The sequence below is a fragment of the Burkholderia vietnamiensis LMG 10929 genome (assembly GCF_000959445.1).
Classification (GTDB): domain Bacteria; phylum Pseudomonadota; class Gammaproteobacteria; order Burkholderiales; family Burkholderiaceae; genus Burkholderia; species Burkholderia vietnamiensis.
Map to the genome: position 1 here is coordinate 1,096,890 of NZ_CP009630.1, position 12,294 is coordinate 1,109,183.

The following is a 12,294-nucleotide window of genomic DNA, read 5'->3' on the forward strand; positions in this document are numbered from 1 at the left end:
GTCAGCGAGCAGCGTCGTGTCGTTTTTTTTGCATCCTTTCATTCATCTTTCATTTTGGCGGCGGATTTTCCCTCCAGAGACAAGATTCATTCTTGCCGGGCCATCTAAGTTGCCGCCTGCTTCACGCCTAGACTTGGTCCCGAAGTCAGGCAGTCGGAACGTAGACGTTTCAATCCTGAGCTCCGTCCGCCATGGTCGATGATCCAGACACGGCGTAGCGCAGGCTCCCTATCCGGCTCTAGACGAACCCGCATCAAATCGCAATCCTAACCATAAAGGCTAAACCATGGACATCACATACGACGCGCTTCATGTCTTCATCGATGGCGAATGGATCGGCGCGAGCGAACGCGAAACGGCGCCCGTGATCAATCCCGCCACGCAAATCCAGATCGGGCGCGTTCCACTGGCGACGGCAGCGGACCTCGATCGCGCCCTCCAGGCTGCGGTACCGGCGTTCGATGTCTGGCGCAACACCGTGCCGGCCGAACGTGCGCGCATTCTGAAGCGCGCGGCGGAACTAATGCGCGAGCGCGCCGAGCACATTGCTACCGTGATGACGCTGGAGGAAGGGAAACCGCTGGCAGAAAGCCGCGACGAAGTCCTGCGCGCCGCCGACTATTTCGAATGGTTCGCCGAAGAGGCGCGTCGCATCGACGGCCGCGTGGTGCCATCCAACCGTCCGGGCGTGCAACAGCTCGTGAAGAAACAGGCGATCGGGCCCGTCGCCGCATTCACGCCGTGGAATTTTCCGGCGATCACCCCGGCGCGCAAGCTCTCCGCCGCACTCGCCGCCGGATGCAGTGTCATCATCAAACCCGGCGAGGAAAGCCCCGCAACGGCGCTCGCGTTGGCACGCGCACTGGACGACGCCGGCTTGCCGAAGGGCGTGCTTCAAGTCGTGTTCGGCGTGCCCGACCAGGTGTCTACGCAACTGATCGCTTCCCCGGTAATCCGGAAGGTCACGTTCACGGGCTCGGTGCCGATCGGCCGTCTGTTGTCGGCGCGCGCAGCCGAAGGCGTCAAACCCATCACGCTTGAGCTGGGCGGCCACGGGCCCGTCCTCGTATTCAACGATGCCGACGTCGAAAAGGCTGCGGTCGAAGGCGCGGCGAATCGCTTTCGCGGCACCGGCCAGGTCTGCATCTCGTCGACGCGCTTCCTGATCCAACGCGAAGTCTACGACGAGTTCGTCGGTCACTTCGTACGTGCGACGAGCGCGCTCAAGGTCGGGAACGGCATGGATGCCGGCACGCAGGTCGGGCCGCTGGCGAACCCGCGCCAGCTTGCCAAGATGGAGGAACTCATCGCCGACGCGGTGGAGCGTGGCGCAACGATTCTGGCCGGCGGAAAGCGCATCGAAGGCGAGGGATATTTCTTCGAGCCAACGGTCCTCGCAGACGTACCGAAGGACGCGCGTGTGATGCACGAAGAACCGTTCGGCCCGATCGCGGTGCTGATGCGCTTCGATGCCCTTGCCGACGGCCTCGCCGAAGCGAACCGGTTGCCGTACGGGCTCTCTGCCTATGCGTTCACAAGCAGTGCGCGTACGGCCATCGATGCAGCGGACGGCCTCGAAGCCGGCATGATCGGCATCAACCAGTACCGCATCGTTTCGACCGAACTGCCGTTTGGCGGCATGAAGGAAAGCGGCCACGGCTCGGAAGGCGGCACCGAGGGCATCGAGTACTACCTCACGCACAAGTTCATCAGCCAGGCTTGAAAGGAGATCGCCATGTCTCATACGCATTTCGATAGTCCGCGCGAAGCCGCGCGTGCGTTCACGCCGACGCTCTCGGCATTCATCGACGACACGCTCTATCCGCGGATCTGGAGCGATCCGACGCTCTCGCCGCGCGACCGCAGCCTCGTGACTGTTGCCGCGCTGATCGCGGGAGGCCATCTCGACGAGTTGCCGGCGCACCTGCGCCGCGCGTTGACGAACGGCGTAACCCGTGAAGAGTTGTCAGCGGCAATCACTCACCTCGCGTTCTATGCCGGGTTTCCCGCCGCAATCTCCGCATCCGCCACGGCGCAGGCAACGCTCGGCGCCCATCCTCAGCCCGACGATCTCGCCGGCAATGCATCTACGACGCAGGAAGGTTTGAAATGAAAGCCATCACATTCAAGGAATTCGGCGATGCCGAGGTGCTCCAACTGGCCGAGGTCGCGGCTCCTGAAGTTCGGCCCGACGATCTACTGGTACGCGTCCATGCCGCGGGTGTGAATCGCGCCGATCTGACCCATCGGCGTGGCGGATACGGCCGGCCGAACTTCGGCGACTCGACGATCATGGGTCTCGAAATCGCCGGCGAGGTGATCGAGACCGGATCTTCCGTGCAGGGTTACAAGGTCGGTGATCGTGTCATGGGCGTCGTGGGCGGCGGGGCCTACGCAGAACGGGCGCGCATTGACTGGAGAATGGCGATGCCCATTCCGGCAACGCTCGACTATGTGCATGCGGCCGCCATACCGGAAGTGTTCGTCACTGCGCACGAAGCGTTGTTGCATCTGGGCCGCTTGCAGCGCGGCGATGCGGTGCTGATCCACGCAGCGGCGGGCGGGGTGGGTTCCGCAGCGGTCCAGCTGGCCTATGCAACCGGCGCGACGATTTTCGCAACGGCCGAAGCCTCGAAGCTGGAACGGATCGTTCAACTGGGTGTGGACCATGCGATCGACTACAAGACGCAGGACTTTTCGGAAGTCGTCGCAAGCAGGACGGGCAAACGTGGTGTCGATGTGGTCATCGACTTCGTGGGCGCACCGTATTTTTCCCGGAACGTCGCGTCATTGGCAAACGGCGGCCGGCTGGTGCAGGTCGGGATACTCGGCGGCGGCGGTGACGTCAGCGTGAGCCTCGAACAGATCCTGTACCGTCATCTGCAAATCATCGGCACGGTGATGAAGTCGCGCGACCAGAGCGAGAAACACGCGATGGTTCGGCGGTTTCGCGAACATTGGCTGGACCGCTTTGCGGGAGGCGCGGGTCTGGAGCCGGTCGTCGACAGCGTGTTTCCGCTCGCAGACGCCGCGGCCGCCCATCGACGGATGGAGTCTGCTGTGAACGTAGGAAAGATCATCCTGACGATGAGCGAAGATAGCTGACGTAGGGCCGATTCGCGTCGCGGCCCATGTACGAAGCTGGTTGATGGCAGTCAGGCGGACGGGAGCGCGTTGCTCATGGCCGGAAATAAAACCATTCGCGACGACGGGCCGGCAGCGCCGATGGTGCATGTCGCGGCTTCCCGCACCCGAATCGAACGTCCCGCACGTACCGGAACGGTATCGCTCCCTCGCAGCTTTCCGGCACGACGCTCAGAACAACACGCTCGAGGCGGTATCCGGATCCTCCGGCGTGAAGACTACCCCACCGTCGCCGGATTCGTCGCGCATCCGGCGAGGTTCGGTCTCGTCGAGCAGAGGCACCCCGCCGCACTCATGGAATTCCGCGTGCGGAGACGCCGTCTCGATCGGCAAATCCGGCCGCCGCCGGGCCATTCTGATTTTCGAAGTCATGACATCCTCCGTACATCGGCAATCGTATCGTCGCGCGACCTCGCTCACGCGCGATCGGCGGCCTCGTGCAGCGGTTCCGCGCCCTCGCACACCTCGTCCGCAGGCTGCGGCGCATCGACCCGCTTGCGAAACAATCGGGACGTCACCCACAGCACCCACGCGCCCGGACCGCTGAGCATCACAGCCATGAACAACAGGATGTGCTGGATGCCTAGCACCGGCCCCACGCTCGCGGTCAACACGCCCGCGAGCGGATACGAGAGCCCGTTGATCAGATAGAACGGCCCGATCACTTTGCCGAGGTGCTCGCGCTCGATCGCACGTACGCGCAATGTCCGGTTGAACACGTTGTACCAAGCAGCCCCCGCCATCGCGCCGAGAAACGCGATCACATAAACCCAGACACCCTGCGCCAATCCCATGCATACGAGCCCGGTGCACATCAGCGCGAAGCCGCCTGCACCGAGCCGATAGATGCTCCAACTGCGGGTCAGCTTCGGAATCAGCAACAGGTTCAGCAGCCCGAGCACGCCCGCGCCAGTGTTCATCAAGCCGAATACACTGTCGGATGCGCGGAACACGCCCGTGACGAGATATGCGTTCGCGCTCGCCGCGATCGCAAACGCGAGGTTGATGGCGAAGTTCACCAACGCAAGCAACACAACCGGCCGGTTCGCGATCAGCAATCGCCATCCCAGAACCAGGTCGTGCCGGACCCGACCGTGAGCGGTGCCGCGCGGGCTCGCCGGAAGTTCGCGCCAGCACCACGCGGCCAGCGCGAATCCGGCCGCCGCGACGAGCAGGAGCGGGAGCTTACCCAGCCATTGCGCCAGCCCCGCCGCAAGGGCTGGACCGAGGGCCATCGCGAGCAATTCGACGTTCTGCACCAACGACTGCAAATCCGACAGCTTGCCGCCGTCCGCTAGCATCGGCACCGTCTTTTCCACCGACATCCGCACCGGCGCGATCAGCAGCGACAGGAAGACGCTGTTGACCATCAGCGCAATGATCGTGGCCGACGGCATCGCGAAGCAGGCTGCCACGGCAATCGTCAGGCAGGTCATCCGGACGCGATTTGCATACCGGAACAACCGGCGGCCGCCGAGTCGGTCCGCGAACAAGCCGGCGAACGGATAAGCGATCAACGCCGGCACCCATTCGACTGCATATGCAATGCCCGAATACGCGAGGCTTCCGGTCCGCTGATAAATGAGAAGCGGCACCGCAAACAGCACCGTCTGCTCGGCGATCAATCCAAGCATCAGTCCCGACGCGAACCAGCGCAGCGAAGCGGAGCGCGATTCACCGATCAATCGCCACCTCCATGCTCGAGGCGCTCACGTCGCGACGGAACCCTGGCCGCCGTCCTGACCGATGAACACCACACGTTTCACTCGCCTCTGATCCATCATTTCGTATCACTTATCTATATCCTTGATTTTAGATTCCTGACCGGCTTTCCGATCTGGTGCGGCCGAGCCGCGCCAGTCGCGCAACATCGTGTGATCATCAGATGACGAGCGCTGCCTTGTCTTCGCTCCCGGCCGTCCGCGCTTCATACTGGCGAATCAGGGGCAGCACGTGGTGACAGAATCGCCGCATCTCTCCACGCGTCGGCCAGCCGGACAGGATGAATTCGCTGACACCGGCCTGCTTGTATTCGAGCAGATACCGTGCGACCTCGTCGTAGCTGCCCACCACACACAGGGCCGGGCCTCCGCGATAGGCGACGGCGCCCGTCCACAGCATCGGTGACAACCAGCCACCGGACGCCTGCTCGGCAAGATCGAACGACTTTTTCACCGCCTCCGAATCGCACGTCTTCACGAATGCCTGAACCTGCTGACGATGGGCTTCATCCGAGTTCGCCATCATGGCGGCCACTTCTGCATGTGCCTCTTCCCGCGTTTCGCGAGCCAGCACGTGCATGCGGATGCCGACGCTGCGCCCGGCCTCCAGGAGCTCACGAGCAGCGACCGCGATGCCCTCCGGCGTGTCGCCGTAACGCAGCCAGCAGTCCCCCGATTCGATGGTGATGCGCTTGGCCAACGCGGACGCGCCGCTCAGATAGATTCGCGGTCGCTCGCCGTCCTTGAATGGCAGGCCGAGGCGCGCGCCGTCGAACCGGTAGTGGGTGCCGTCATGCGACACCGGCGTCTCGCCGCGCCAGAACCGATGCAGCACACCGAGATATTCGGACGTGCGCTCGTAGCGCGCGTCGTGCGCCAGATAGTCGCCGTAGTACGCCTGTTCCTCCGGAGAAATGCCGGCGACGATGTTCAGCGAGATCCGTTTGTTCGACATCCACGACAGCGTATTGACTGCCTGCGCGAATAGCGTCGGCGGCAGCAGTCCCGGGCGATAGGCCAGCATGAACGACAGTCTGCGCGTCTCGCGCGCGAGTGCGCCGATCAGCGGCAACGGCTCCGGCAGATGGAAACCGATTCCCATCAGCAGCGTATCGATCTGCATGTCCTCCGCTTCCTGCGCAAAGTCCACCAGACCGTCGAGATCGAGTTCATTCGCGAGGTCCCGCTCGGACGCCTTAGTATTGCCCGCTCCGCGCGGCGCGCACCAATGAATCTTCAGGGGTTGAAATACCCGCATCGTCGCCTCTCCCGATAGTCGAATCCGGCCTGTTGCCGTAGTGACCTTCAGCTTAGGAGTCGAGCAACGAATCGAGCAAGCCCGCACCGCGCCGACGAAGAAACTTTGACGGCACACCAATTTTTTGATCCATCGCTGACATTTACCGGCCGCAATAAGTTCTCACGAATGCGCTGCGATCCGTCGCGCTCGCCTACTCTCGTCAACACGTCGAGGCCGATATCGAAGACGTATCGCGATTCCGCACGAATATGTGCCGGCCGACATTCCCGTGTGTCATTGCTGTTGCATCCGTTCTCGCATCACCGCCCTCCGGCGCGACACGACGCGGCCGGCGACGGTCACGAATGTTCATCGAAGAAAATGGAGCCACGCTGATGTTGAACCTGAGAAACAAACGCGTCGTCGTCTTCGCCGAGGGCTGCTTCGGCCCTGTGACAAGCAAGGTGGCGACCTCTTACCTGCGCTATCGCCACAGCGAATGCGTCGCCGTCGTCGACAGCCGTTGTGCCGGAAAGGACGTGGGCGAGGTACTCGGATACGGCCACGGCATCCCGGTGCTCGACTCGCTGGAATCGGCATTGCAGTTCGATCCGGACATTTTCCTGATCGGTGTGGGCCTGTTCTCCAACGCATTGCCCGATGCATGGCGCGCGCAGATAGCGCTCGCACTCGCCCGCGGGCTCGACGTCGTCAGCGGTCTGCATTTCCGAATTGCGACCGATCCTGATTTCGCCGCACTTGCGTCGGAATCCGGCGCACGGATCTGGGATACGAAAGAGCCGCCCGATACGCTCGCGACCAGTGAAGGCAAGCTCGACGCGCTCGATCGCTTCATCGTCCATACCGTCGGCACCGATTGCCGGGTTGGCAAGAAAACCACCGCCATCGAGATCGCGGAAGCTGCACGACGACGAGGCATCAACGCAGGTTTCGTCGCTACCGGCCAGAGCGGTATCTATATTAGCGGCGCCGGTGTCGCGATCGATGCCGTCCCGTCCGACTTCGTCGCGGGTGTCACCGAATCGCTCGTACTCGAATCGGCGCGTCACCACGACTGGATCGTCGTCGAGGGACAGGGATCGATTTCCCATCCCGCCTACAGCGGCGTCACGCTGGGCCTGCTTCACGGTGCCATGCCGCAGGCCCTCGTGCTGTGCCACGAGGCGGGCCTTGCACATCACAAGGGCTGGGCGCATGCGCCGCTGCGTCCGCTACCCGAACTCGTCACGCTGTATGAACAGCTTGGCTCGTTTCTGCGACCGGCGAAGGTGGTCGGCGTCAGCGTCCATACAGGTGCGCTTCCAGCCGAGCAAGCCGCGCGCGCCATCGAGGAGATCGAATGGGAAACGGGCCTGCCTGCCGTCGACGTCATCCGCTCGGGTGCTGACCGACTCGTGGACGCACTGAGCGTCCACGACCGGACCCTTCAACGCCTGGCGGCCTGACCGGCCGCCGGCTTTCGTCGTCCCGCCTGCATCGTCGCGCCATCGTCAAACACAGGAAGCGATTCAAATGACCGAACAGTCCAGCCTGCTCCATGTCGAACCCATCCACTCGCTCAAGGGTTACGCCGTCACCCCTTCGTCCAAGCCCGAGACCCAGCGCGCGATACTCGCCGCGACTCTCGCCGACGGCACGTCGATCGTCCACAACGATCTGCGCTGTGTCGAGACCAGCGCGATGAAGCAAGCATGCCGCGCACTCGGCGCGCGCATCGACGAACACGCCGGATACCTCGAGATCCGCGGTGTCGGCCGCGCGCTGCATCTGGGCCAGCGCGTCGTCGACGCGATCGGCTCGGGGCTCGTGTTTCGCACGTTCACCGCGTTGACGAGTTTCGCCGACTCGCCTGCCATCATTACCGGCGACACCATTCTGCGCACGCGGGTGATGAAGCCGTTGTTCGACGCACTCGAGGAACTCGGCGCGCGTATCGAATGCATCGGCGAGGCCGGCAAGGCGCCGGTCGTCAACTGGGGAGGCGGGTTGCGCGGCGGACGCTGCACGGTCCCTGGCAACGTAAGTTCGCAGTTCATCACCGCAATCCTGTTCGCCGCGCCGCTCGCCGACAAGCCGGTCGAAATCGCGATCGAAGGCGAATTGCTGTCGATTTCCTACATCCGCCAGACGATCGCGACGTTGCGCCATTCGGGAATCCAGGTTGACGTTACCGACGACTTCTCGCTGATCCGCGTCCAGCCGGGCAACTATCAAGCCGCGGACTACCGGATCGGCGGGGACTACACATCGTCGTCGTACCTGATCGGCGCCGCCGCGCTGTTCCCCGGCACCTTCGTGCTGGGCAACCTCGGCAGCGAGAGCCTGCAGGGCGAGCGCGCAATCATCGATGTCGTACAGGCGCTCGGCCTCTCCGTCCATTTCGACGACACGCGCAATGAGCTGACGCTCGTCAATTCCCACTCCCAGCTCACCGGCGACTACGAATTCGACGCCAGCGATTTCCCGAACATCGTACCGACGCTCGCCGCGATCGGCGCCTACGTGAAAGGAACGTTCCGCGTGGTCGGCGGCTCGATCACGCGGCTGCACAAGTCGCCTCGCATCAAGGCGATGGTTAGCGAGCTGGGCAAGATGGGCGTCGACATCAAGGGCCTCTTCAGGGACGGCGTCTACGACGGCTTCGAGATCCGCGGCACCGGCGAGCCTTATCCGGGCGGCGTCGACCTGTCGAGCTGGGGCGACCACCGGATCTTCATGTCGCTGTTCATCGCATCGCTGCGTGCGCGCCAGCCGAACCGGCTCGAGGGTTACCGCGACGTGAACTGCTCGTTCCCCGACTTCTTCACGCAGTTCGAGCATCTCGGCGCCGCCTATCGCGAAGTCGGGACCGGCGCGTCGCACGACGACGAGCGTTCGCTACTGCAGGCGGTCTGATCCCAACGGAGAATTGTCATGCTTACCAACCAGCAACTGGCGTTCTATGTGGAACATGGTTATCTCGTGATCGAAAAACTCTTCGATACCGACGAGGTTGCTCGCTCGCCGCGATCGACACGCTGCTGTCGCCCGCCAATCCCGAGAAGCCGTATGAATTCGAACCCGAGGACGGCGCAACCGTGCGCCGGATCTGGTCGCCGACGCAAAAGCATCCCGCATTCAAGGACATGGCGACTGCCCCGCGCCTGCTCGACTGCATCGAAGGGCTGATTGGCAAGAACGTGCTGTTCCACTACAGCAAGCTCAACATGAAGGGACCGAAAGTCGGCAGTGTCGTCGAATGGCACCAGGACTTCTCCTACTATCCGCACACCAACGCCGATCTCGTCACCGCGCTGATCTTTCTCGACGATGCAAGCGAAGCGAACGGCTGCCTGCGCGTCGTACCCGGGTCGCACCGGCGCGGCCTGCTGTCACACGAGGTCGATGGATTCTTCCGCGGCAAGGTCCACGACGTCGATGAAGCTCGGGCGGTCAGCATCGAGGTGCCTGCCGGCAGCGTCCTGTTCCTGCACTGCCTGACGCTCCATGCATCGGCGCGCAACGTATCGCAGCTGCCGCGCCGCACGTTCCTGCCCGCCTATCGGGCGGCCGATGCATTCCCGATTTACTTCGGACCGCACGCCGCACACAACGAACCGGGTGTCGAACTGTTGCGTGGACAACGTTCGAAAGTCGCGCGGGTCGACCAGGGCACGCATCTGCTGCCGCTCGCCGAACGCGAATTCGGGTCCCTGTACGAGGTGCAGGAAGGTTCTCACCTGCGCAAGGCACTGACGACCATGAAAACGTCCGGCTACGCAGTGACGGCAGCCTCGGGACGCTGAACACGGGAGATCCGATGGACTGGAACGCCTTTTTGGTTCCGGCGCTGCGCGGGCTTGCTCCGTACCGGCCGGGCATCACCGAGGAAAAACTGCGAGCAGAGCGAGGCTTGCACGAGATCCACAAGTTCTCGAGCAACGAGTCGCCGTTCCCGCCGCCGCCCGGAGTGCTCGCCGCGATGCAACGCGCGCTCGAGCAATCGAACCGCTATCCGGACAGCGGCGCGCTGCTCGACAAGCTTGCCCGGCACCAGCGGGTTCCGGCCGACATGCTGGCGCTCGGAAACGGCTCGATCGACGTCATCGCATCGCTGGTCCAGGCGTTCGTTCCGGCCGACCGCAACGTCGTGCTGTCCGAGTACGGCTACTGTGCGTATCCGCCGTTCGTCACCACCCAGAGCGCTGCGCTGCGCATCGCGGCAAGCGGGCCGGATTTCGGTCACGACGTCGATCGACTACTCGAACAGGTCGACTCGAACACGCGCATGCTGATCGTTGACAGTCCGACCAACCTATCCGGCCGCTCGCTCACGGCCGCGCAACTTGAGCATCTGATCGCACAGCTCCCGTCCAACGTGCTGCTCGTGCTCGACGAGGCCTACGCGGAATTCGCGGACGACGACGCGCCGCGCGATACCGGGCAGTTGCCGCTATCGCATCCGAACGTCGTCGTCACGCGCACATTCTCGAAAGCATACGGTCTCGCGGGGTTGCGCATCGGATACGCAATCGCCGCTGCGGGCCTGATCGACGCACTGTCGCGGATCCGACCGCCCTTTCCGGTCAGCCGCGTCGCGTTGGCGGGCGCCACGGCGGCGCTCGACGACGAAGCGCATCTGGCCCGTGTGGTCGAGACGACCGCGCGAGGCCGGGCACGTCTCGCTGCTGACCTGCGCACGCTCGGCGCGACGGTCGTCGACAGTTCCGCCAATTTCGTGCTCGCCGACTTCGGTCCGCACGCGGCGCATATCTACGATGCGCTGCTGTCGCACGGCTTCATCACGCGGCAGATGTCTGCCTATCGACTGCCGACGCATCTGCGCATCGCGATCGGCACGCCGGACGAGATCGACCGGCTGGTCGATCTCGTGCGTCGACTCGTCGGGGCACGGACCGGATCGGACGCCAATGGAGTACTCGCATGAACATTCTCATCATCAACAATCTCGCGCAATTCCCGGGCACCGGGCGGTGGGATTTCGACCTGGTGCGCTACGACGAATTCGTCGATCACAGGCAGCATCGGGTCAGCTATCTCGTCAACCGTCGCGGCCGCTCCGCCGTGACCGCCTCTGCCGACAGCTACCGGCTCTATGAGCTCGACCGGCTGGACGACATCGCCGCCTACCGCACGGTCATCGCCGAAATCGTCGGCGCGAGCGGCCCGATCGACCGACTTATCGTCTTTTCGGAGTCGCTTCAGGATCTGGCCGCGCAATTGCGCGCCGAGTTCGATATTCCAGGCAAGAAGCCGGATGAGAACCGGCTGGGACGCGACAAGCTATTGATGAAGCAGAAGGTTCAGGAAGCCGGGCTGCGCACGCCGCGCTACCGGTCCGTGACGTCGACGGAGGTGAGCAGCGCACTCACGTTTGCCGAACATACGGGCTACCCGCTGATCCTGAAGCCGATCGACGGCCAGTCGAGCCACGGTGTGCAGAAAATCTGCGATGCGGTGCAACTGCGCACCGCGATCGCCAACCTGCCGTCCGGCGGCGAGTGGGATCTTGAGGAGTTCGTGGCCGGTACGTTGATGCACGTCGACGGACTCGTCGATCGAAACGGTAACGTAACGCTCGTCGTACCGTCTCGCTACGTCAACACCTGCCTCGATTTCACGGCCGGCGCACCGCTCGGCGCGATCATGCTGGAGCCAGGCACCGCGCTGCACGCCTACGTATCGAAGTTCGCGACTCAATGCGTGACGGCGATCGGACTGCGCGCGTGCCCGTTTCACCTGGAACTCTTCCATACCACCGACGACGAGCTGGTTTTTCTGGAGGTCGGTGCCCGCGTCGGCGGTGCCGACGTGCCGTCGATGATTCACCGCGCGACCGGCATCAACCTGTTTCGCGAGTGGGTCAACATGAGTCTCGACCAACCCGCACAGCTGTATGCACCGACCGGGTCGGTGGGGGCGTGGCTGATGTTCCCGCGGCCGACCTGCCTGCCGCAGCGCGTGCGATCCGTCACGCGGTTCGACGGACGGCTCGACAGTCTGTATCGGCAGCTGGTACCGAACGACGGACAGCTGATCGAGCACGAGGATGGCTATTGCTCGCTCCAGTCCGGCCGCTTTCTGTTCGACTCGCCCTCCGGTACGCAGGTCGCGCGCGATGTCGCGCACGTTCTGGAAGCCTTCCGCATCGAAACCACCCAACCGTGA

The 12,294-nt window shown here is 63.6% G+C and carries 11 protein-coding genes; 8 read left to right on the forward strand and 3 right to left on the reverse strand.

The genetic code is table 11. The annotated features are described in order from the left end of the window. The first annotated feature begins 286 nt into the window (after nucleotides 1–286). Genes AK36_RS04970 through AK36_RS04980 form a run of 3 tightly spaced genes read left to right on the forward strand, consistent with a single transcriptional unit; the run spans nucleotide 287 to nucleotide 3,105 of the window. Nucleotides 287–1,723: an NAD-dependent succinate-semialdehyde dehydrogenase gene (locus AK36_RS04970; protein WP_045578010.1), complete on the forward strand. Its 1,437-nt coding sequence runs from the start codon at nucleotides 287–289 to the stop codon at nucleotides 1,721–1,723. A gap of 12 nt (nucleotides 1,724–1,735) precedes the next feature. Beyond that, nucleotides 1,736–2,113, forward strand: a complete 378-nt coding sequence (locus tag AK36_RS04975; RefSeq protein ID WP_045578011.1) for a carboxymuconolactone decarboxylase family protein — start codon at nucleotides 1,736–1,738, stop codon at nucleotides 2,111–2,113. Next, nucleotides 2,110–3,105, forward strand: coding sequence for an NAD(P)H-quinone oxidoreductase (locus tag AK36_RS04980; RefSeq protein WP_011882224.1), 996 nt, complete (start codon nucleotides 2,110–2,112; stop codon nucleotides 3,103–3,105). The genes AK36_RS04975 and AK36_RS04980 overlap by 4 nt, the downstream gene beginning before the upstream one ends. A gap of 210 nt (nucleotides 3,106–3,315) precedes the next feature. Here the strand turns inward: AK36_RS04980 and AK36_RS04985 are convergent, their stop codons facing one another. The 3 genes from AK36_RS04985 to AK36_RS04995 form a co-directional block, all read right to left on the reverse strand. Beyond that, nucleotides 3,316–3,516: a hypothetical protein gene (locus AK36_RS04985; RefSeq protein ID WP_043292230.1), complete on the reverse strand. Its 201-nt coding sequence runs from the start codon at nucleotides 3,514–3,516 to the stop codon at nucleotides 3,316–3,318. A gap of 44 nt (nucleotides 3,517–3,560) precedes the next feature. Further along, a complete protein-coding gene (locus tag AK36_RS04990) occupies nucleotides 3,561–4,778 on the reverse strand; it encodes an MFS transporter (protein ID WP_224383356.1) in 1,218 nt (405 codons plus the stop codon). Nucleotides 4,779–5,025: 247 nt separating this feature from the next. Beyond that, nucleotides 5,026–6,123 (reverse strand): LLM class flavin-dependent oxidoreductase, encoded by a 1,098-nt coding sequence (locus tag AK36_RS04995; RefSeq protein WP_045578013.1) that lies wholly within the window; start codon nucleotides 6,121–6,123, stop codon nucleotides 5,026–5,028. A gap of 347 nt (nucleotides 6,124–6,470) precedes the next feature. On the opposite strand from AK36_RS04995, the gene AK36_RS05000 reads away from it, so the two are divergent. From AK36_RS05000 to AK36_RS05020, 5 genes are all read left to right on the forward strand, one after another. Next, nucleotides 6,471–7,571 carry an N-acetyltransferase DgcN family protein gene (locus AK36_RS05000; protein ID WP_014724886.1) on the forward strand — a complete coding sequence of 367 codons (1,101 nt, stop codon included), beginning with the start codon at nucleotides 6,471–6,473 and terminating at the stop codon, nucleotides 7,569–7,571. Between the two features lie 67 nt (nucleotides 7,572–7,638). Then, on the forward strand, nucleotides 7,639–9,021 hold the full coding sequence (gene aroA, locus AK36_RS05005; protein WP_045578014.1) for a 3-phosphoshikimate 1-carboxyvinyltransferase: 1,383 nt from the start codon (nucleotides 7,639–7,641) through the stop codon (nucleotides 9,019–9,021). Between the two features lie 182 nt (nucleotides 9,022–9,203). Beyond that, the gene (locus AK36_RS05010; protein ID WP_330992354.1) at nucleotides 9,204–9,911 is read left to right on the forward strand and encodes a phytanoyl-CoA dioxygenase family protein; all 708 of its coding nucleotides are present in this window, start codon (nucleotides 9,204–9,206) and stop codon (nucleotides 9,909–9,911) included. A 14-nt stretch (nucleotides 9,912–9,925) separates the two neighbouring features. Then, nucleotides 9,926–11,053, forward strand: coding sequence for a histidinol-phosphate transaminase (gene hisC / locus AK36_RS05015; protein WP_045578015.1), 1,128 nt, complete (start codon nucleotides 9,926–9,928; stop codon nucleotides 11,051–11,053). After that, nucleotides 11,050–12,294: an ATP-grasp domain-containing protein gene (locus AK36_RS05020; RefSeq protein WP_011882216.1), complete on the forward strand. Its 1,245-nt coding sequence runs from the start codon at nucleotides 11,050–11,052 to the stop codon at nucleotides 12,292–12,294. Before hisC ends, AK36_RS05020 begins: the two co-directional genes overlap by 4 nt.